This is a genomic window from Streptococcus sp. 2741 (assembly GCF_013276315.1).
Classification (GTDB): domain Bacteria; phylum Bacillota; class Bacilli; order Lactobacillales; family Streptococcaceae; genus Streptococcus; species Streptococcus pseudopneumoniae.
In genome coordinates this window covers 1-21,782 of sequence record NZ_VMKU01000082.1, presented here as the reverse complement: position 1 = coordinate 21,782, position 21,782 = coordinate 1, and the positions used below count along the sequence as shown (strand labels likewise).

16 protein-coding genes, 1 other RNA gene and 8 pseudogenes are annotated in these 21,782 nt (G+C 40.9%); 4 read left to right on the top strand and 21 right to left on the bottom strand.

The window, feature by feature from the left end:
• Positions 1–109: 109 nt before the first annotated feature.
• The 4 genes from HT671_RS08325 to HT671_RS08310 are packed head-to-tail and all read right to left on the bottom strand — an operon-like array spanning position 110 to position 3,274.
• A complete protein-coding gene (locus HT671_RS08325) occupies positions 110–343 on the bottom strand; it encodes an acyl carrier protein (protein WP_000136445.1) in 234 nt (77 codons plus the stop codon).
• Positions 344–348: 5 nt separating this feature from the next.
• Positions 349–1,341: a phosphate acyltransferase PlsX gene (plsX, locus tag HT671_RS08320; protein WP_023932889.1), complete on the bottom strand. Its 993-nt coding sequence runs from the start codon at positions 1,339–1,341 to the stop codon at positions 349–351.
• Positions 1,338–2,108 (bottom strand): DNA repair protein RecO, encoded by a 771-nt coding sequence (gene recO, locus HT671_RS08315; protein ID WP_023932887.1) that lies wholly within the window; start codon positions 2,106–2,108, stop codon positions 1,338–1,340. The genes plsX and recO overlap by 4 nt, the downstream gene beginning before the upstream one ends.
• Positions 2,105–3,274 carry a pyridoxal phosphate-dependent aminotransferase gene (locus HT671_RS08310; RefSeq protein ID WP_000366350.1) on the bottom strand — a complete coding sequence of 390 codons (1,170 nt, stop codon included), beginning with the start codon at positions 3,272–3,274 and terminating at the stop codon, positions 2,105–2,107. The genes recO and HT671_RS08310 overlap by 4 nt, the downstream gene beginning before the upstream one ends.
• A gap of 148 nt (positions 3,275–3,422) precedes the next feature.
• Between HT671_RS08310 and HT671_RS08305 the strand changes: the two genes are divergently transcribed.
• Complete coding sequence (locus HT671_RS08305) at positions 3,423–4,433, top strand: YeiH family protein (protein WP_054392675.1); 1,011 nt, start codon at positions 3,423–3,425, stop codon at positions 4,431–4,433.
• Positions 4,434–4,594: 161 nt separating this feature from the next.
• Here HT671_RS08305 and HT671_RS08300 read toward each other — a convergent pair whose 3' ends face one another.
• Together HT671_RS08300 and polA are read right to left on the bottom strand one after the other, a co-directional pair.
• The gene (locus tag HT671_RS08300; protein ID WP_050971606.1) at positions 4,595–5,032 is read right to left on the bottom strand and encodes a CoA-binding protein; all 438 of its coding nucleotides are present in this window, start codon (positions 5,030–5,032) and stop codon (positions 4,595–4,597) included.
• A gap of 83 nt (positions 5,033–5,115) precedes the next feature.
• On the bottom strand, positions 5,116–7,749 hold the full coding sequence (polA, locus tag HT671_RS08295; RefSeq protein WP_050971605.1) for a DNA polymerase I: 2,634 nt from the start codon (positions 7,747–7,749) through the stop codon (positions 5,116–5,118).
• Between the two features lie 444 nt (positions 7,750–8,193).
• Between polA and HT671_RS11705 the strand changes: the two are divergent.
• Positions 8,194–8,686: pseudogene (locus HT671_RS11705) on the top strand (IS66 family transposase); the annotation flags it as partial.
• Positions 8,687–8,908: 222 nt separating this feature from the next.
• Here the strand turns inward: HT671_RS11705 and HT671_RS11700 are convergent.
• The 5 pseudogenes from HT671_RS11700 to HT671_RS11695 form a co-directional block, all read right to left on the bottom strand.
• Positions 8,909–9,241: pseudogene (locus tag HT671_RS11700) on the bottom strand (N-acetylmuramoyl-L-alanine amidase family protein); the annotation flags it as partial.
• A 622-nt stretch (positions 9,242–9,863) separates the two neighbouring features.
• Positions 9,864–10,288, bottom strand: a pseudogene (locus HT671_RS08275) (IS30 family transposase); the annotation flags it as partial.
• A pseudogene (locus HT671_RS08270) lies at positions 10,289–11,090 on the bottom strand (IS630 family transposase); the annotation flags it as partial. It lies immediately after the preceding pseudogene.
• A gap of 39 nt (positions 11,091–11,129) precedes the next feature.
• Positions 11,130–11,528, bottom strand: a pseudogene (locus HT671_RS08265) (helix-turn-helix domain-containing protein); the annotation flags it as partial.
• 295 nt (positions 11,529–11,823) lie between these two features.
• Positions 11,824–12,794, bottom strand: a pseudogene (locus HT671_RS11695) (PD-(D/E)XK nuclease family transposase).
• 112 nt (positions 12,795–12,906) lie between these two features.
• Here HT671_RS11695 and HT671_RS08250 point away from each other — a divergent pair.
• Positions 12,907–13,754 (top strand): annotated as a pseudogene (locus tag HT671_RS08250) (IS630 family transposase).
• 56 nt (positions 13,755–13,810) lie between these two features.
• Here the strand turns inward: HT671_RS08250 and HT671_RS08245 are convergent.
• The 10 genes from HT671_RS08245 to comW all read right to left on the bottom strand — a co-directional run bounded on the left by HT671_RS08245 (position 13,811) and on the right by comW (position 21,277).
• Positions 13,811–14,779 carry a ribose-phosphate diphosphokinase gene (locus HT671_RS08245; RefSeq protein WP_000010164.1) on the bottom strand — a complete coding sequence of 323 codons (969 nt, stop codon included), beginning with the start codon at positions 14,777–14,779 and terminating at the stop codon, positions 13,811–13,813.
• Between the two features lie 144 nt (positions 14,780–14,923).
• Entirely contained in the window at positions 14,924–15,739 is an 816-nt protein-coding gene (locus tag HT671_RS08240; protein ID WP_000749767.1) for a PrsW family intramembrane metalloprotease, read from the bottom strand.
• A gap of 24 nt (positions 15,740–15,763) precedes the next feature.
• A complete protein-coding gene (locus tag HT671_RS08235; RefSeq protein WP_007285146.1) occupies positions 15,764–16,261 on the bottom strand; it encodes a carbonic anhydrase in 498 nt (165 codons plus the stop codon).
• A 72-nt stretch (positions 16,262–16,333) separates the two neighbouring features.
• Positions 16,334–17,698 (bottom strand): DNA repair protein RadA, encoded by a 1,365-nt coding sequence (radA, locus tag HT671_RS08230; protein ID WP_172922021.1) that lies wholly within the window; start codon positions 17,696–17,698, stop codon positions 16,334–16,336.
• Between the two features lie 10 nt (positions 17,699–17,708).
• Positions 17,709–18,266, bottom strand: coding sequence for a histidine phosphatase family protein (locus tag HT671_RS08225; RefSeq protein ID WP_023937502.1), 558 nt, complete (start codon positions 18,264–18,266; stop codon positions 17,709–17,711).
• Positions 18,226–18,669, bottom strand: coding sequence for a dUTP diphosphatase (locus tag HT671_RS08220; RefSeq protein WP_000702002.1), 444 nt, complete (start codon positions 18,667–18,669; stop codon positions 18,226–18,228). Before HT671_RS08220 ends, HT671_RS08225 begins: the two co-directional genes overlap by 41 nt.
• A 56-nt stretch (positions 18,670–18,725) precedes the next feature.
• Positions 18,726–18,823, bottom strand: an RNA gene (ffs, locus tag HT671_RS08215) — signal recognition particle sRNA small type.
• 32 nt (positions 18,824–18,855) lie between these two features.
• Positions 18,856–19,323: a tRNA adenosine(34) deaminase TadA gene (gene tadA / locus HT671_RS08210; protein ID WP_016397786.1), complete on the bottom strand. Its 468-nt coding sequence runs from the start codon at positions 19,321–19,323 to the stop codon at positions 18,856–18,858.
• A 200-nt stretch (positions 19,324–19,523) separates the two neighbouring features.
• The gene (locus tag HT671_RS08205) at positions 19,524–20,810 is read right to left on the bottom strand and encodes an adenylosuccinate synthase (RefSeq protein WP_016397785.1); all 1,287 of its coding nucleotides are present in this window, start codon (positions 20,808–20,810) and stop codon (positions 19,524–19,526) included.
• Between the two features lie 230 nt (positions 20,811–21,040).
• Positions 21,041–21,277, bottom strand: a complete 237-nt coding sequence (gene comW, locus HT671_RS08200; RefSeq protein ID WP_023937504.1) for a sigma(X)-activator ComW — start codon at positions 21,275–21,277, stop codon at positions 21,041–21,043.
• Between the two features lie 272 nt (positions 21,278–21,549).
• Between comW and HT671_RS08195 the strand changes: the two are divergent.
• A pseudogene (locus tag HT671_RS08195) lies at positions 21,550–21,782 on the top strand (IS630 family transposase); the annotation flags it as partial.

The following is a 21,782-nucleotide window of genomic DNA, read 5'->3' as shown; positions in this document are numbered from 1 at the left end:
AAAACACTGTTTTGAGGTGGCAGATAGAGCTGACATGGTTTGAAGAGATTTTCGAAGAGTATTAAGCCAAATAAAAAATTCCAAAGCAAATGCCTTGGAACTCCGATTTCTATTTTGCTTGAATGATTTTAACAACATCTCCTACACTTTGGAGTTGGTCAATTTCTTCGTCGCTGATTTCGATATTAAATTCATCTTCCAGTGTCAAGATAAACTCCATCAAGTCAACTGAGTCAGCATCCAAATCGTCTTTCAGACTCAAGGATTCTGTCACGACAAAGTCCTCTCCCTGTCGCTCTTGGATAATGGTTACAATACGGTCAAAAATTTCTTTTTCTGTCATCTCTTTTATTCTCCTGAAAATTCACGCGCAGTCTGGGCAACTACGTCTGTTTCTAGCATGGTACGAATCTGGCGAATCGTACTATAAACAGCCTTGGCATCGCTTGAGCCATGAGTCTTGACAACAGGTGCCTTGACACCAAACAAGACCGCTCCACCAACATCTGAGTAGTTGAGCTGTTTTTTCAAACCTCTGAGGCTATCCTTGAGAAGGAGTGCGCCTAGTTTCGCTCGAAGACCACCACCTGTAATAGCTGTCTTGAGCAATCCCATGATTCCCATGGCTGTCCCTTCGATGGATTTGAGCACAGCGTTTCCCGTGAAACCATCTGCCACGACAACATCCGCAACGCCATTCATCAAATCACGTGCTTCCACGTTTCCGATAAAGTTCAAACTTTCATCAGCTGCTAGTAATTCGTAAGTTTCCTTACGAAGCGGGTCACCCTTGCTACTCTCTGTTCCATTGTTAAGTAAGCCAACACGTGGTTGCGCAATGCCACGGACATTTTTAGCATAGAAAGAACCTAGAACCGCATATTGATGGAGGTGCTGGGCTGTATTTTCTGCATTGGCACCGAGGTCCAGCATGTCAAACCCCTTCCCATCTACAGTCGGCAAAGTCGACATAAGTCCAGGACGATCGATGTTCTTGATACGACCCACGATGAAGAATCCTGCCGCCAACAAGGCACCTGTATTCCCAGCCGAGAGAACAGCGTCTGCTTCTCCTTCTTTGACAGCCTTGGCCGCCAATACCATACTGGCATTTTTCTTCTTCCGAATAGCTCTCGTAGGTTCATCGTCTGAATCAATCTTTTCATCCGTATGGATAATGCTGACGCGCTCTGTCGCTGTCAGATATTGCTTGATTTTAGCTTCATCTCCGTAGAGTTGAACCTCAATATCTGAAAAGTCAGCTAGGGCTTGATTGACACCCTCAACGATGGCTTGAGGTGCGTAATCGCCCCCCATGGCATCTACTGCGATTTTTTTCATTTCTTTTCCTCTTTTAGTAATTGTCCCCAGTCTGCTAGGGAATCAATAAATTTCTTTGATTTTAGGTGAATCCCAACGTACTCTTCGTAGAGCTGATCCATAAACTGGCGTAAGTCTTGCTTGATATCGGGCTTGAGCGAAATGGTCTCCAAGGTCTCAAAATCAATGGCTTGAAATTGATTGAGCAGATAAGGGATATTGGGATTGAGATGGCAACGTCTCTCATCCTCATGATAATGCTCTGAACAGAGGCAGGCTCCATATTTGAAAGAAAAGTCAAAAGCCTGACCGACCCGATGGCAAAAGACACACTCATTAAAATTAAGGCTGATCCCAAATCGAGTCAAAATTTGAATTTCAAAAATATTGGTCAAAACCTGATAATCCAAGCCTGCTTCCATCAACTCCAAAGTCTTTTGCAAAAAAGCAAACAAGGGAGCATCCTGCTGATTGTCCTGCAAACTAGCATCTGCAAGAGCTGCCACATAGGTCGCATAGGCCATGACAAAGAGGTCACTATTAATCTTGGGAAAAGTCATGACCTCATGATAGTCTTCGATGTAACTGAGTCCGTCATCATTGATTCGCAAGAGAAATCGTGCCAGCACCAAGGGCTGAATAACAGGCGCCAGCTTAGACTGACCAGCGTGTTTGACAAAAAACATGCGTTTGCCAACCTGCTCTGTAAAAATCTTGACGAGCTTGTCATCCTCACGAAAATTGCGATTATAGAGCACCAAGCCTTGACTCGTGATAGACTGAATCATGCTTCTCTCATATACTCCTCAAGTCGTTTCATGGCTTCTTTGATAGTCTCCATGCTGGCTGCATAAGACAGGCGAACATAACCTTCTCCATAACACCCAAAGGCAGCACCAGGGATAAAGGCAACAGCCTTCTTCTGAGCAAAATCCTTTAGAAAGGCAAAGGAGTCTTGGTTGTAACCAGCTGGAATCTTAGCAAAGATATAGAAGGCACCGTCTGGTTTGATAATCTCAAAACCAAGAGCAGTCATTTTCTCGATAATATAATCACGACGCTGGATATATTCCTTCTTCATAGGCTCCGCATCGTTTTTACCAGCCGTCAAGGCCTCCACCGCAGCGTGTTGCGCCATGGTATTTGCGGCAGTCACCAAGTACTGGTGACTCTTGATTAACTGAGCTGTGAAGGCCGCAGGAGCGAAAATTAGTCCCAAACGCCAACCGGTCATAGCATGCGATTTAGATAGACCATTGATAATGATAGCCTGGTCTCTCAACATCGTTCCTAGAGATACATGGGCTTCGCCTGTATAGGTCAATTCTGAGTAAACCTCATCACAGACAACGAAAATTTCGTACTTGCGTAAAACGTCTGCCAAGGCCTCCAACTGCTCCCGACTATAGGTAATTCCTGTCGGATTAGCTGGATAGTTGAGAATAACCGCCTTGAGCTTGTCTCCCTGCTCCAAAATGGCCTTTTCCAACATCTCAGGAGTCAAGACAAAACCATTTTCAGTTGTGTCAATCTCGACAATCTCTGCCCCAACTAGATTGACAATCGGTTCATAACCTGGATAGGCAGGAGCTGGCAAGAGCACCTTGTCTCCCTCTTCCAAAATAGCTGTCAAAGTCGCAGATAAAGCCTCTGTCGCCCCAATTGTAACCAGGATTTCATTTTCAGGAGCATAGTCCAGTTGGTACTTTTCCTTAACAAAGTCACTGGCTGCCTGACGTAGAGTCAGCAGACCACTCATCCCTGTATAGTAGGATTGGTTCTGGTCAATCGCTCGCTTGGCCGCCTCCTTGACATGATCTGGCGTTGTAAAATCAGGTTCCCCCAAGGTCAAACGCAAGACCCCAGGAATCTCCGAAATAGCCTGGTCAAACTGACGAATCAACGAAACTTGAATCTTATCTAACTGTTTATTAAAGCGCTTAGTTAAGTCCATAGATACCTCCTACTGTAAAAACGTATCTCTATTATACTACAAAAGCCCCCCGACCGCAAAAATACATAATAGAATAACTTTCCACTTTCTACTTTACTTTTCCTGTTTTTATGTCTATAATGGTAAAAGATTTTATTTGGAGGTTTTTATGTCATTTCTATCAAAAAATGGAGCAGGTATCTTGGCCTGCCTTCTCATTTCTATCGTATCTTGGTACTTAGGAGGATTCTTCCCTGTCATTGGCGCGCCCGTTTTTGCCATTTTCATGGGAATGCTCCTACATCCCTTTCTCTCGTCTTATAAACAACTGGATGCGGGATTGACCTTTAGTTCTAAAAAATTGCTCCAGTATGCCGTTGTCTTGCTTGGTTTTGGTCTCAATATCTCGCAAGTCTTCGCAGTTGGGCAATCTTCTCTCCCTGTCATCCTATCCACCATTTCAATAGCTCTGATTATTGCCTACTTCTTCCAGCGCTTCTTTGCCCTGGATACAAAACTGGCTACCTTGGTTGGAGTAGGTTCTTCAATCTGTGGTGGTTCTGCCATTGCTGCGACAGCGCCCGTTATTGATGCTAAGGAAAAGGAAGTAGCCCAATCCATTTCCGTTATCTTTTTCTTCAATGTCTTGGCTGCGCTCATCTTTCCAACCCTCGGCACCTGGCTTCATCTATCCAATGAAGGCTTCGCCCTCTTTGCAGGGACTGCGGTCAACGACACTTCCTCTGTAACGGCTGCCGCCAGCGCTTGGGACAGTCTTTACCAAAGCAATACCCTCGAGTCTGCAACCATTGTTAAACTCACACGTACTTTGGCCATTATCCCTATCACGCTCTTTCTATCCTACTGGCAAAGTCGCCAACAAGAAAACAAGCAAAGCCTACAACTGAAAAAAGTCTTCCCACTTTTTATCCTTTACTTTATCCTTGCCTCTCTCCTCACTACACTACTCACCTCTCTAGGTGTATCCAGTAGTTTCTTTACCCCTCTCAAAGAACTCTCTAAATTCCTTATTGTCATGGCCATGAGTGCTATCGGTCTCAAAACCAATCTGGTCGCTATGGTCAAATCCAGTGGAAAATCCATTGTTCTCGGAGCCATCTGCTGGATTGCCATCATCCTCACCACTCTTGGTATGCAGACCCTTATCGGCATTTTCTAATACTCTTCGAAAATCTCTTCAAACCACGTCAACGTCGCCTTGCTGTATATATGTTACTGACTTNNAAACGGTGTTTTGAGCAGTCTGCGGCTAGTTTCCTAGTTTCCTCTTTGATTTTCATTGAGTATAACACAAAAGGTAGCCCATCAGCTACCTTTTTCTTATGCTTCCTTAATCAAGCGAGTATGTTCTCTCTTGATGCAGCGATTCATCACGATGTCATCGCATCCACCAGCACGCAAGATCTCTTCCGCTTCTAGATTTTCAAGTCCTAGCTGTGCCCAAAAAATCTTGGCATCAGCTTTGAGAAAATCACGCGCCACATCAGGCAAAAACTCACTGCGACGGTAAACATTGACAATATCTACAGGAAAAGGAATCTCAGCAAGGCTAGCATAAGCCTTTTCACCCAATATTTCGCCACCTGCCGCCTTGGGATTGACTGGGATAATTTTATAACCCCGAGCCTGCATTTCCTTGGTCACTCGATTGCTGGTTGTTTCCTCACGGTCTGACAAACCCACAACAGCAAGGGTTTTACTCGTTGCGAGATACTGACGAATCACGCCATCACTTGGATTGATAAATTCTTGACTCATAAAAATCCTCCTCTTTCATCAGTATAGCACAATTTGAAAAGGCTTGCAGAATTCTACTACAAAAAGGAGGACTAGCCCCCTTTTTATTTAGCCTCGTACCAGGTTGCCCCTTCATTTTCATCTACGATGAGGGGAACACTGAGTTGAATGGCTTCTTCCATGGTTTGTTTGACCAATTTTTTCATCTCTACCAATTCAGATTTAGGAACTTCAAGGACGATTTCATCGTGCACTTGCAGAAGCATCTTAGTCTGATAACCACCCTCAACTAGAGCCTTGTCTAGCTGAATCATGGCAATCTTGAGAATATCTGCTGCTGAACCCTGGATAGGTGAGTTGATAGCTGTCCGCTCCGCAAAACCACGAATGTTGAAGTTACGCGAATTGATATCTGGCAACTCACGACGACGCTTGAAAAGGGTCTCCACATAGCCCTTATCACGCGCCTCACGCACCACTTCATCCATGTAATTTTTAATACCTGGGAAGCGTTCAAAGTAGGTATCAATATAGGCTTTGGCTTCCTTACGGCTAATGCCTAAATTATTAGACAAACCAAAGTCTGAAATACCATAAACCACTCCAAAGTTAACCGCCTTGGCATTGCGACGATCGTTTGCAGTCACATCCTCAGGACGCTCAATGCCAAAGACCCGCATGGCTGTCGAAGTATGGATATCTGCCCCCTCTTGGAAGGCCTTAATCAAGTGCTCATCCTTAGAAATATGCGCCAAAACGCGCAATTCAATTTGTGAATAGTCCGAGCTGAGCAATACACTATCCTCCCACTCTGGCACAAAGGCCTTCCGAATCAAGCGCCCTTGTTCCAAACGCACAGGAATGTTTTGCAGGTTTGGATCTACACTAGACAGACGACCTGTTTGGGTCAAATCCTGCACATAACGAGTATGAATCTTGCCATCATCCAAAATCCAGTCCTGCAAGCCAATTACATAAGTCGATTGAATCTTAGCAATTTGACGGTAGTCTAGGATTTTCTTAACAATCGGAGCAATAGGAGCCAAGCGTTCCAAGACATCCACCGCTGTCGAATAACCTGTCTTGGTTTTTTTAGTGTATTCTAAAGGAAGTCCCAATTTTTCAAAGAGAAGCACGCCCAACTGCTTAGGCGAGTTGATATTAAACTCCTCACCAGCCAACTCGTAAATCTCTTGAGTCAGTTTTTCAATGACAAGCTCATTTTCAGCCTGCATCTCAAGCAAGGTCTCTTTCTTGACCGTAATCCCAGCAATTTCCATCTTGGCAAGGACAAAAGCCAGAGGTTGCTCCATATCATAAAGAAGCTCTAATTGCCCATTTTCGCTGAGTTTTTCAAGTAAAATAGGCTCTGTTTCTACCAAAACAGCAAGTTTACAAGCTAAGTGTTCCAAGAATTTCTCACGTTCAGGAATGGCCTTTTTAACACCCTTACCGTAGAAAGTTTCATCATCAACCAAGTAAGTCTGACCATAAAGACTAGCGATGGTCGCAATTTCATTGTCCTCCACAGTCGAAAGGAGGTATTTAGCCAAACGGATGTCAAAAGCAGGCGCCTGCAAATCCACACCAAAACGTTGCAAAAGAACTTTAACCTTCTTAAAGTCATAAACTCTCAGAGATGTTTTTTCTAAGAAATCCTTGAAAATCGGGTCTTGCAACAGCTCAAGCTTGTCTGTGGCATAGAGCTTATCCCCACAAGACCAGGCAAATCCAACCAAATTATCCGTATGGTAATTCTCACCAAAAAGCTCAAAGTGGAAGATAGACTCTTCACTCAGCATATCTTGACTGATTTGGTCAACAATAGTAAAATCCAAACTCTCAGACACATCAGCTGACGACACATTTAAAGCCTGCTTTAGCTGTTTGAAGCCCATCTCATCGTAGAATTTCCCAAGATTTTCAACATCTGGACCACTATAGACCAAGTCCTCTAAACCAATCGCAATCGGTGCCTTGGTATCAATGGTCGCTAGTGTTTTAGACAAAAAGGCCTGTTCCTTGTCATTGATGAGATTTTCCTTCATCTTAGAAGTCTTCATTCCATCAATATTTTCATAAATCCCCTCAAGCGAACCATGCTCCAGCAAGAGCTTAATACCCGTCTTTTCACCGACTTTGGTCACCCCAGGGATATTATCCGACTTATCACCCATGAGCGCCTTGAGATCGATAAACTGAGCTGGTGTGAGGCCCATTTCTTCCATGAGGTAATCTGGCGTAAAGGCCTCAAACTCAGCCACACCTTTCTTGGAAATCTCAACCACCGTATGCTCATCCGTCAGCTGAATCAAGTCCTTGTCCCCACTGACAATGGTAATATCAAAACCATCCTGCTCAGCTAGCTTATCCAGCGTCCCAATGATGTCATCCGCCTCATACTGAGCCAGCTCATAGTGACGAATCCCCATATGATCCAGCAACTCACGAATGAAAGGAAATTGCTCACGAAACTCATCAGGAGTCTTAGCCCGACCACCCTTATAGTCCGCATACATCTCTGTCCGGAAGGTCGTCTTTCCCGCATCAAAAGCCACCAAAATATGACTAGGCTCCACCCGCTCCAACAAATGGCTCAACATCAACTGGAAACCATAAATGGCATTGGTATGCAAACCAGCCGCATTCTTAAAACGGTCCAACTGCTGATAGAGTGCAAAAAACGCCCGAAAAGCAACAGAAGACCCATCAATCAATAATAATTTTTTCTTATCCATACACCCATTATAAAGGAAAGAATCAAAAAATACCATTGGGAAGAGCTAGAGCAAGTATTTTTCAAACTTTTTCCCGAATAAATAGATAGAAGCATTGAAACTAGTAAACTTAGATTTAAAAATGTGCTATAATGAAAGACAAACTATAAAAAAAGTCAATAGTTTATCTAAAATATTTCTTATTTCAATTTGATGATTTAGCGATGATTTTAGAGCACGGCAAAAATCCCTTGAAAAAGTCCATTTTTTTCAAAGGTAATCTTGTGTTAATTTCAGAAATTACATCACTTTTTGTTCGTCAAATGGTAGCTCTTTTTTAGGAGATAAAACATGGTTCGGATAAGTTTTTTTGCAAGGTGGATGATGGCTACATTGTAATGTTTTCCTTGTTCTAACTTAGTCTTAAACTAGGCCTTAAAAGCAGGTGAAAAGCGATTGCATGCTTTGCCAGCTGATGAACGACTACAGAAACGTCAAGAAGAGCTCCACCCCCTAATGGAAGATTTCTTTGCTTGGTGTCGATGTCAGTCAGTTTTAGCAGGTTCAAAACTAGGAAGGGCTATTGAATACAGCCTCAAGTATGAAGAAACCTTTAAGACCATTTTAAAAGACGGACATCTGGTCCTTTCCAATAATCTAGCTGAACGCGCCATTAAATCATTGGTTATGGGACGGAGTAAAAGAGTCCAGTGGACTCTTTTAGCCTAAGCTAAATTTTAAAAAGCGAGGGTGGTTGTTTTCTCAAAATTTTGAAGGAGCTAAAGCAAGAGCTATTATTATGAGCTTGTTGGAAACAGCTAAACGTCATCAACTAAATAGTGAAAAATATCTATCCTATCTTCTAGAATGTCTTCCAAACGAGGAAACTCTCGTAAACAAAGAGGTTTTAGAGGCTTATTTACCATGGACTAAAGTTGTACAAGAAAAGTGCAAATAAGAAATCTCCAGATTAGGAACTATCCGTGAGTTCTCTAGTCTGGAGATTTTTCAATATACTTCGTTATTGGGCGGTTACGACTGAAATATCGTCTTGTTCACTTTTTATTTTCTTCTAACCAATAGACGGAGTTGCAAGGAAAATGCCAAAAACTCTACCCCTATAGCTAACAAAGAGCAAAAAAACTAGGAGAGAACTCTCCTAGTTTTAAATTATCTTGGATTATTTAACCCACTCACCGTTGTGGTTTACTTTATAACCATCTACAGTTGTATTAACTGCAAGAGCTCCTGACGCGTATGAGTAGTACCATTTACCACCAACTTGATACCAACCAGTTGCCATTGCACCTGATGATTTCAAGTAGTACCAAGTACCGTTATCTTTAACCCAACCAGTTGCCATTGAACCGTTGTCGTTTAGGTAGTACCAAGTACCATTGTCTTTAACCCAACCAGTTGTCATCCAACCAGCTTGGTCGAAATAGTACCAAGTGCCATTGATTTTTTCCCAACCATTAGTTGTGTAAGAACCATCAGCGTGTTTGTACCACCAGCGAGAACCTGATTTAATCCATTCAGCTTTTTGAGCAGGTGTTTCAGCAGAAGCTACTAATTGAGGAGTTTTCAAAAGGGTTGCTTTACCATTTTGTACTCGAACTGTTAATTTATATGTTCCACGTTTAGTTTTAACTTCAACAGTACTATTAGCTGATTTTTCATACTTAATCTCAACTGCTTTACCATCAAGTTTCAGTTCATTACCTTCTTTATCATAAACCTTAACATATCTATCGGTAACAACTCTTTGTTTATTAGATTGTTGAGATTGTTGAGATGCAAGGTGAGACTTAATATCATCAATAGTCAAATCACCATTTTCAGTAGTATTAACTTTACCACTTGCTTCTTCTCCACGTTTAGCTGCTGCTTCTGCTGCTTCTGCTGCTTCTTTAAAGAGTTTAGAAACTTCTGCACTTGGTTCTGTTCTCTCATCAGCTGCAGGTTTAGCATTTGGCAATGTTTGAACATTAGCCTCACTAAAAGTTGCTGTATCAGCTGAAACAGCTTGTACAGCACCAAATGCTGCAAGAGCGACTGCGCTTGTCAATAAAACTTTTTTCATCGTTTTATCTCCTTTGTTTTTCTTTAAAATATTTTTTCGTAAGACTACCTTACTACCATAGATTATATAAATATTTGCAGGATTTGTCAAGAGTTTTCTTCGAGTTTTTAAACTTTTTACCTATTTTTTCAAAAAAGCCAAATTTCAAGTTCAAGTTAGCCATCAAGAAGTCTTCTCTGGGTGATTTGTAGTTCAAGCATTTTTAGGATAGTTATTAATCCAATTTTAGATGAATGCGACTTCTTTGGGAGTCGTTTTCTTAGTTCCCTTAGGTAACCATCTCCGAATGAGCCTGTTGTGATTCTCATCAGTTCCCCTTTCCCAAGAGGCATAGGGGTGCGCATAATAGATATGTTCCTCAGAAAATACATCAGACAAGCGGTTAAATTCTGTACCATTATCTGCCGTGATGGACAGAATCTTGTCTTGTTTTAAGATGAGTTTTAGAGCCTGATTGACCGATTCAGCGCTTTTATTATGCCATATGGCATTGTCCATAACGAGTAAAAGATAATCATCTGAATAAGCTTGTGAAAGCTCTTCTAAAAAGGCGTTCATCCACTCAGTATGACATCCACCAGCGATTAAGAAAAATGATTCGCCTGTATGGGCATCAACAGCTCCATAACAATAGCAAAATTCTCGTATATAGTGACTATGGACATGTGGACCTACTCCTATTGGAGCCCAACAAGATCCCAGTTTACTGATTCTACCGAAACCAGCCTCATCTTGGTACATCAAGCGAACCTTACGAAAATGCCTACTGGTTTTAAAGCGCTTTCTTGTCTTCTTGAATTGAGATTTTATTTTTAGACGCGACAATGGTTTGAACGTCTGCTTTCTTGGGATGTTCTGGACGTGGCCTAATATTTCGCCAACCATGGCGCTTCAAGAGTTGATAAAAGGCATCACGTGTGTAGGAAGGATCTAACTCCTTTGTATAAGCCTGAAATAAGGCATCAATTGTAACAAATTCTCCTGCCTCTGCAGCCTTCAAATGACGGGCAAGAAAGGCTTTCTCTTCCTCAATTGTCATATGTGCATGGTTACGACAACCACGTGTTTCTTGAAGGAGAGAGTCGAGTCCGAACTCCTCATATTTTTTTACAGTTGGCCAAATCGTTGTTTGATTACAGTCTAAAAGCTCTATAATCTCTTTATAAGATTTACCCATCAGACGAAATAGAACGATTTGAAGGCGTTTATGATATTTAGCTGTACTAGAGTCTTTTAAAAGTGTTTTGATAGCTTGGATTTCTTCTTTAGTTGATTTCATATTACTATTATATAATGCTTTTTGATTTTAGTCTAGTATTAATCCCAATTTTCCATGATGAATCCAATAGTAAATGGTTGAAATTCCCACGTTAACCCCTTTAGCCATAACCATCATTTCAGGAGAAAACTTTTGATTATGATAATGGAGAATCTTTTCCTTTAGTTCTTTGGTTAAGCTTGATTTCTTGACCGAGCGCCTGCGATTGTTTTCATAAGACTGTTGAGCATAGTCGGTAGAATAAACCTCTTTGAAGCGCCCTTTTCCAAGACATTGTCAGACTGTCCCACGCTTGATTTCAGTGTGGATAGTTTGAGGAGCTTTTCCAAGCAAAGAGGCAATTTCTCTATTTGATTTTCCTTCTTTTGTTTGGCTTTTGTAGTATAATTGTCTTGCATCTCTGTGCCTTTCTTGTGTTTGTGGTTGAACAACAAGTATAACACAGAGGTGTTTTCTTATGCCTAGAAGAGCTTTCATTTTTTTCAAAAAAGGTTGAAAAAACACCTTTGTGAGATGAAATACCCTTCAAATACCGTATCTCCCAAGTGAAAATCTCACAAATTTCTTAAACTTTGAGTCAAACTTCACATATCTAATCCATATCGATAGTTGGACAGAACTCACTTCTATGGTATTATCCTATCCCCCTTCCAAATGTCAAGCAAAAATGACAAGTATTTTAGAAATAACTCGCCATTTCATTAACTTTCTACTATATTAAAAAAATGTGACCTCATAGCAAGGACTCAAACTCAGCGACGCTCATACCCAGCTGATGGCTGGCAACCTCGGAAGTCAGAAGTCCTTGGCGAACCATATCCAGAAAGGCAAAAAGTTTCCCACGTTCCAAGCCTTCTTCTCGCCCTTGTTCAATCCCTTCAGCTCGTCCACGTTCAAGACCACGCTCCAGTCCCTGTTCAAGCCCCTCTGCACGACCACGCTCTAAGTCTTTTTCCTCCGCTTGTTCCAATGCATAGTCATGAGCGAGTAAGGCTTGTTCTTCACGCATACGTAGTTGACTAAACATTTTCCTGTCCTCCTCGGACCAGCTCTTGTAATCTAGCAGTTGGTCTGCTTGGCTGATGGCTCGCTCGAGGCGCTGGGTAAAGGGTTTATTCCCGAAAAACTCCAACCATGGCTTGCGAACGCTATCCTTGCTGGTTTCTCTGTATTTTTTAATTCCAAGAATACCATCTTGACTAGATGGTTTTCCTGTCCATTGTTTGTGATGGTTAAGACTTCACCTGTCGTTCCCTCTCGCATACTAAAGCTATGAAAAGCTTAATCATCCTGAAAGTAATTACTATCCACAATAGCTATTGCGTATACTGATGCGATGTGTTTATAACTTTGGTGAGCGTTTCCTTCTTATTGGCGAATTTTTTCTAGATTTTGATTGACCTGACTGCACAAGTAAGCCCACAGGAGATTGATGAAAAAATTCTGATGATGAACTTGAATTTCAATGATTACTTGGGTTCCATTATCCAACTCCACCAAGACATCAATACTGGTATAGAAATCTTGTGCTTAATAGGGCAGAGAAGGCAAGACGTGAATGTTACTTCCTTCCAAAATGGTCACATTTTTTGCTGGTAAATCCAGCATATCGCGAATAAATTGACAAGTGATTTCTGGATTGCTGAAAATTTTCTTAGCGTCCAAATCATTGGTTGAGCTAATGCCCGGATGTCTTAGAATCATTCTTTCTCTCCTTTCATTATAGCACATTTTTAAATCTAGGTTTGCTAGATTCACTGCTTCTATCTATAGTAAAATGAACCAAAAACAGTACACAATGTTGTATAATCTTCTTATGGCATATTCAATAGATTTTCGTAAAAAAGTTCTCGGCTATTGTGAGCGAACAGGTAGTATAACAAAAGCATCACAGGTTTTCCAAATCTCACGTAATACCATTTATGGCTGGTTAAGGCTAAAAGAGGGAACAGAAGAGCTAAACCATCAAGTAAAAGGAACAAAACCAAGAAAAGTTGATAAAGATAGACTTAAAAACTATCTTACTGACAATCCAGACGCTTATTTGACTGAAATAGCTTCTGAATTTGGCTGTCATCCAACTACTATCCACTATGCGCTCAAATTTATGGGGTACACTCGAAAAAAAGAACCACACCTACTATGAACAAGACCCAGAAAAAGTATCCTTATTTCTTAAGAATTTTAATAGTTTAAAGCACTTAGCACCTGTTTATATTGATGAAACAGGATTCGATACTTACTTTTATCGAGAATATGGTTGCTCATCAAAAGGTCAGTTAATAGGAGGTAAAGTCTCTGGAAGAAGATATCAGGGGATTTCTTTGGTTGCAGGGCTAACAAATGGTGAGTTAATCGCTCCAATAACTTACCAAGAAACAATGACGAGCGACTTTTTTGAAGCTTGCTTTCAGAAATTTCTCTTACCGACATTAAATACACCCTCAGTTATTATTATGGATAATGCAAGATTCCAATAGAATAGCTAGAATAGAATTCTTGTGTGAAGAGTTTGGGCATAAACTTTTACCCCTTCCTCCCTACTCACCTGAGTACAATCCTATTGAGAAGACATGGGCTCATATCAAAAAGCATCTCAAAAAGGTATTACCAAGTTGCAATACCTTTTACGAGGCTCTTTTGTCTTGTTCTTGTTTCAATTGACTATATTTATTCGGAAAAAAGACGAAAAAACCTGAGAACCATCTCAGGCTTGGTCATTAAATTTTTTTCTCAATACCGAAAAGTGGAGAAAGTGGTCGTTTTTCATGAATACGTACGATAGCATCCCCTAGAAGATGAGCGATTGAAATCTGCTCAATCTTATCAATCAAACGCTCTTCTGGCAGATAGATAGTATCCAAAACAACCAATTTCTTAATAGCTGATTTTTGGATATTGTCCGTAGCAGGACCAGAAAGAACTGGGTGCGTACAGCTTGCATAGACTTCAACAGCACCAGCTTCCGCAAGAGCATCTGCCGCATGACAAATCGTTCCAGCGGTATCAATCATATCATCAATCAAGATACAAGTCTTGCCTTCAACCTTACCGATGATGTTCATAACTTCACTAGTATTCATCTTATCAACGCTACGACGTTTATCAATAATAGCGATAGATGTTTTCAAAAATTCTGCCAACTTACGAGCACGAGTCACCCCTCCATGGTCCGGGCTGACAACCACATAGTCAGAACCAACCATACCACGACGCTCAAAATAATCTGCAATCAGAGGAGCACCCATCAAATGATCCACAGGAATATCAAAGAATCCTTGAATTTGCGCAGCATGCAAGTCGATGGTCAATAAACGATCCACTCCAGCTACTTCAAGCATATTTGCGACAAGTTTTGAAGTGATTGGCTCACGCGCTCTCGCCTTTCTATCCTGACGTGCATACCCATAGTAAGGCATGACAACATTGACAGATTCTGCACTCGCACGCTTCAAAGCATCTACCATAATCAAAATTTCAAGCAGATTGTCATTTACAGGCGAACTAGTTGATTGTAGGATAAAGACGTGTTTCCCACGGATTGATTCTTCAATGTTGACCTGAATCTCTCCATCTGAAAATTGGCGAACACTTGATTTCCCCAACTCTATCCCAATCTCCTGCGCCACACGTTCTGCCAATTCTTTATTAGAAGAAAGGGCAAACAGCTTTAAATCAGAAAAAGACATGATTTCCTCCGGTATATATGTATAACTTGTGCTTTTCACAAGATTTTCCATCTACCATTGTAGCGCTTTTTGCACTATTTTTCAATCAAAAATAAAAGAAGGGCACCATATTTGTACCCTTGCATCATTCTTTTGAAAAATATTCTAGGTCATCAACTCATTGTGTTTCTCAACAAAGCAATAAGCATGATAAAAACCATAGAGAGCAATAGCCGTAACCACTGGAATCGCTAAAGGCAACTCTGTTTCCAACTCCACAAAAGGAGAGTTAAACAAGAAGTGAGTTCCCAAGGCTAAACCTAGAAAAATAAGGCCCTGTTTCTTGCCAACCTTCTGTCCTTTATAGGCTCTGTAAAGCAAGTAAACACCTACTACAGCTAGACCTGAAAAAGTCCAGTGAGAGGCAATTCCTGAGATGATACGCTCTAAAATTCGCGAAATAGTAAAGTCAAAGCCCTCTGGCAAATCCGTACGAATATAACCAATATCCTCAATCATTTGGAATCCCAAACCGGAAGCAATTCCAAGTAAAAACAAAGATTTTAATTTTCGCACAGGAATCAAAGCCAAAACAAAAACAAGTGGCAATAATTTCAAGGGTTCTTCTACCAAAGGAGCCACAATAGCACTTTCAAAGGCATTTAAAAATGTACTATCTGGAAAAAGCATACCCAGCAAATCATGGATATAGGTATTCGCAAAGCTAGACAACCAGCCTGAAAGGAACATCCCTCCCAATAAAGACAGAATCAAAACCTTCTTTGGCAATTCCCATTTTTTCCCAATACGGAAGAGAAAATAAAGAGCCGGAATCATGTAAAAGAGAGCTAGAAAGATAGAAACTCCCATTAGTCCATATTCCGCACCTGACCTCGAACCGTCCGTATAGTAGATGGTTTCATACTGTAAACCAATACATAGCAATAAAATAAAAATAAATAAAATACTGCTTTTCTTCATACACTTTCTTTCTAAATGAAGTATTTATAATTCTACGACTGTCATACTTCCTGTATCAACATTGTAAATGGCACCAAAGATAGTGACATCGTCTGGTATTAGGGGAGACTCGATAAGCAGTTGCATATCCTCGCGTACACTCTCTTCTATATCTTGGAAGGGCAAGAAGTCCTGGTCTGACACATCTACACCTAATTCCTCTTTTAAATACTCCTGAAAAGGTTCATTTTCAAAGGTCTGAGCACCACAGTCTGTATGGTGCAATACCACAATCTCTCTTGTCCCCATTTGTTGCTGGGAAATAACTAGCGAACGAATCATGTCTTCAGTCACTCGACCACCTGCATTCCGCAAGATATGAGCATCCCCAAGTGCCAAGCCCAGAGCTTGCGCAACGTGCAGACGAGAGTCCATACAGGTCACAATAGCTACTCTTGTTTTGGGTTTAAGTGGCAGATTTAACTGCCCATGTAAGGCAACATAAGCCTGATTAGCTTGCATAAACTGTTCAAAATACGACACGATTCCCTCCTTGAAAATTTGATAGTCAAATATTTCTCCTATCTTATCATTTTTAAGAGAATTTGTCACGGATTATGCAAAGACCTTTTTCAAAACTTCCTGAATCGTTGTCACGCCAATGACCTGAATTTCCTTGGGCGGAGTGATTCCTGGCAAGGAATTCTTAGGTACATAAATCTTAGTAAAGCCTAACTTAGCAGCTTCGTTGATACGTTGTTCGATACGATTCACGCGCCGAATTTCTCCTGTCAAGCCCAGTTCTCCCACAAAACATTCCTGAGGATTAGTTGGCTTGTCCTTATAGCTCGAAGCAATAGCAACAGCAACGGCCAAGTCAATGGCAGGTTCATCCAATTTGACACCGCCAGCAGATTTAAGATAGGCGTCCTGATTTTGCAAGAGAAGACCTGCCCGCTTTTCCAAAACAGCCATAATCAAGCTAGCACGGTTAAAATCAAGTCCTGTCGTCGTACGCTTGGCATTTCCAAACATGGTCGGTGTCACCAAGGCCTGCACTTCTGCAAGAATAGGACGCGTCCCTTCCATGGTCACAACGATTGATGAGCCAGTCGCTCCATCCAAACGCTCTTCTAGGAAAACTTGACTCGGATTAAGAACCTCAACCAAGCCACCTGACTGCATCTCAAAAATCCCAATCTCATTAGTGGAGCCAAAACGGTTTTTGACCGCTCTCAAAATACGAAAGGTATGGTGACGCTCCCCTTCAAAGTAAAGTACCGTATCCACCATATGCTCCAACATACGAGGCCCAGCTAATGTTCCTTCCTTGGTCACATGACCTACGATAAAGATGGCAATGTTATTGGTTTTAGCCAGCTGCATAAGTTCAGCCGTCACCTCACGCACCTGAGAAACAGAGCCCTGCACCCCTGAAATCTCAGGAGACATAATAGTCTGGATGGAGTCAATAATGAGAAAGTCTGGTTGGATACGCTCCACCTCAGCACGAACACTCTGCATATTGGTCTCTGCATAAAGATAAAACTCACTATCAATATCACCCAAGCGCTCTGCTCGTAGCTTGATTTGCTGAGCAGACTCCTCCCCACTGACGTAGAGAACAGTCCCCACTTGGGACAACTGGGTTGAGACTTGTAGGAGAAGGGTTGATTTCCCAATTCCAGGATCCCCACCTATGAGGACGAGACTTCCTGGTACCACTCCGCCTCCAAGTACACGGTTGAATTCCTCCATCTCTGTCTTGGTTCGATTGACATTGATGGAGGTCACTTCAGCCAGTTTCATGGGCTTGGTTTTCTCACCTGTTAAAGACACACGCGCATTTTTGACCTCGACAACCTCAACCTCTTCTACAAAAGAAGACCAAGACCCACAGTTGGGGCAACGCCCCAGATATTTAGGTGAATTATACCCACAATTTTGACATACAAATGTCGCTTTTTTCTTTGCGATGATAAACCTCTTTCTATATCTCTAATTCACACTCAACCACTTGGCAAAAATCAATCTTCTCATTTGGCACAAACTGACGCATGAGCATGTTGTGAGTTACCACTATCACGGTCTGGTAATCTCGATACTTAGCCATGCATTCTAGAAAACGAGACTTCATCTCCGTAGCTGTCTCATATTGAATAGGACTATTAGGAAGTAACTCCCCCTTATTTTCTAGAAACATAGTACGAGCTTTTTCAAAATTATCTGTGCCACTTTCATAGACCTGCCATTCATGTAATAAAGGCTCTACTCTTAAAGGAAGACCCGTAGCATAAACCACATAAGAAGCCGTTTCTAAAGCTCTTGTGACTGCAGAAGATACGATTATTTCAGCTGAAGGGAGTAAAGGATTGGTGCTCAATTTATGGGCCTGCTGCCGTCCCTTCTCAGACAAGGGCGCCAAATCTATCCCAAATCCCGTATAAGAACGCTCCTCTAACTCACGGTAATCTGGCTCCCCGTGACGTATAAAGATAATCTTCATCTTAGTGTCCAGTTGATCCAAAACCACCAGTTCGCACACCATCAGCTGCATCTCCATCTGCAATTAAGAAAGGAGCAAAGACAGCCTGGACAACACGTTCTCCAACTTCAAGAACAACCTCTTGGTCTGTGATATTCTTCATCTGTGCAAAAATATGCCCTTCATTCCCAGGATTTCCATAATAGTCCCCATCAATGACCCCAACTGAGTTAATCAAGACCAAGCCCTTCTTACGAGGATTTGAAGAGCGATCATAAAGGTAAAGAACCTCAGTCGGCTGCATATAAGCCTTAACCCCTGTCGGAACCAAGACAATCTCTCCTGGAGCTATAACTGTACGCACAGCAACCTTTAAGTCATAACCAGCCGCATGCGCTGTCTCACGCTTGGGCAATAAATTTTCATCTGTAAAAGTAGAAACCAATTCAAAACCACGAATTTTCATCATCTTCTCTTTTCTATTATCATTTATTCTAGATTATTCTATCTTATTTATTCGGAAAAAGCACGAAAAAAAGAGCACACAATTCAAATCGCTTAGGGCTGCTGGATTCCTCCCCTGACCCGCTTCACGCAGAACTGTTGCTCCACTATTTATTATATCACATTCCTATTCATTTTAAAAGCAAAATTATTTTTTCCGTCTATTTCTAAAAAAGTCCTGCATAATAGCTGCGCATTCATCTTCCAAAATTCCCGTTTCAACCTCTACACGATGGTTAAGACGCTCATCTGTCAAGATATCGTACAAACTTCCAGCAGCGCCAAATTTCTGGTTTTTAGCCCCATAGACCACATTTGGAATACGGGCAAGCCCAATCGCCCCACTACACATGACACAAGGTTCAATGGTCACAAAAAGTATGCAATCCAGCAAGCGCCAGCTCTCCTCACTCAAGTTCGCATCCTCTATAGCCATAATTTCCGCATGCATAACCGCTCGCTGTAATTCCTCACGCGCATTATGCCCACGACCAATGATTTCCCCATCTTTGACAATCACACAACCAATTGGAATTTCATCGTGTTCAAGAGCAATCTCAGCCTCTCTCAAAGCCTCCCTCATAAAGACTTCTTTTTCTTCAAGCGTATAATACATCTCTTTTCTCTTTTCCTACTTATCGATTTTATTATTATATCATGAATCCCAACACAAAAAAAGCCACCGAATGCGGTGACTCTATAGGGAGATTATTATGAAAAAGAAAAGTTTAGGATATTTGTTACAACAAGTTAGGAGGTCTTCTTGTAACTGTCTATAGTATACCCGACCTATCTTAAACAAATCTTAAAAATCTCTTAGGACCAAACACTTTCTAAAATATTTGTTTGTTCACGACCAGGACCTACTGAGAAAGTAGAAATACGAACGCCAACCAATTCACTCACACGACGAACATAGTTACGCGCATTCTCAGGAAGATCCTCCAAATTACGAACTCCAGTAATATCTTCTGACCAACCTGGCAACTCTTCATAGATAGGTTTGCAACGCTTCAATTGCTCAAGACTAGCTGGATAGTAGTCAATACGTTGACCATCAAGATCATAGGCCACACAGATTTTCACAGTATCTAAACCACTCAAAACATCGATAGAGTTCAATGAAAGATTAGTAATACCAGAAACACGACGGCTATGACGCATCACAACTGAGTCAAACCAACCTACACGACGTGGACGACCAGTTGTTGTACCATACTCATGACCCACTTCACGGATACGTTCTCCCACTTCATCAAACAACTCAGTTGGGAAAGGACCATCTCCTACACGACTCGTATAAGCTTTACATACACCTACAACCTTGTCAATCTTGCTTGGACCGACACCAGAACCAATTGTCACACCACCAGCTACAGGGTTTGATGACGTAACAAATGGATAAGTACCTTGGTCGATATCTAGCATAACACCTTGTGCACCTTCAAAAAGCACACGTTTGCCATTATCAAGCGCATCATTCAAGATAACAGATGTATCTATCACGTATTTCTTGATTTGTTGACCATATTCGTAATATTCTTCAAAAATATCATCGAAAACAATCTCTTTACTGTCATACAATTTTTCAAAAAGACGATTCTTTTCAGCAAGGTTACGTTCTAAACGCTCACGGAAAATATCTTTATCTAAAAGATCTGCAATACGAATTCCAACACGAGCAGCCTTGTCCATATAAGCTGGACCAATTCCCTTAATTGTCGTACCAATCTTATTGTCGCCCTTAGCTTCTTCTTGCAAGCGATCCAACTCGATATGATAAGGCAAAATAACATGCGCACGATCAGAAATACGCAAGTTATCAGTTGTTACACCTTCCTCATGAAGATAGCTCAACTCTTTTACAAGAGATTTAGGATTTACAACCATACCATTCCCAATGACAGATATTTTTTCAGGGAAGAAAATCCCAGATGGAATCAAGTGCAACTTAAATTTCTTACCGTCAATCACAATCGTGTGACCAGCATTATCACCACCTTGGTAACGTGCAATCACTTCTGCATTCGCTGAAAGGAAGTCTGTAATCTTCCCTTTACCTTCATCACCCCATTGGGTACCTACAACAACAACTGAAGTCATAATCTTGTCTGAGCCCTCAGGCTCTTCCTTTCTCACATACATGGCAGGACTCTCACCTGCAATTATATCTTACAATTTATTATAATAAAAAATCGCCTTTTTATCAAGAAGAAACAATAGAAAGATTTGCTATTTCCAACTATTAAAAAATGATTTAGAAAAATAAGCAGCTATTTATTATTATCTTTCCATAAAAAAGTAAATTTGTTCGGAAATTAACTCAGACTATCTCAACAAGAAATAAAACCTTGTTTCATTATCATCTTTTCAAGATACAAACGATAAGCAACACGATAATGGTAAACGATAAAATCCCTACGACACCCAATACCATATCTCACTAAATAATAAATTAAAAATTTAAAATGAAAATGTTCCCAGTCAAAATGATCACCAAATACAGTACCATACTCTTCTTCAATATTTCTATAAAAATCCGCCATCTGCTCATAAATTTTTTGTAACATAATCAAATACTCCTTTTCTTTTTTATGAACTTATTCTAACAAAAAATTTTAATTAATCATTAATAATTCCTGAATTGTACAAATACCAACCTCAATAAGATAAAAAATAGGAAAAGTTGACAGAATAGGAACAAATTTACTACCTAAATTAGACTATTATAGACCTTATTAACTGCGTTAAATACTAAAAGAGAGTTGAGGTAAAAATCTTAAAATAAGAAAAACGCATAGTATAGTTGCTTAGTTTCAAACAAGCATGCTATAATAAAGCTATGGCATATAGTACAGATTTTAAACAGCGAGCATTAGATTACATCAAAGAGGGGCACAGCCATGTCGAGGCAGCCAAGGTTTTTGATGTCGGCGTCAGAACTCTCTTCACATGGAAAAAGAACTTACGTGAACAAGGACACTTAGAGATGAAAAAGCGAGTCGTCAAAAACCGAAAGATTCCTTTAGAGGAATTGAAAGCCTTTGTAGAGTCTCATCCAGATGCTTTTTTACG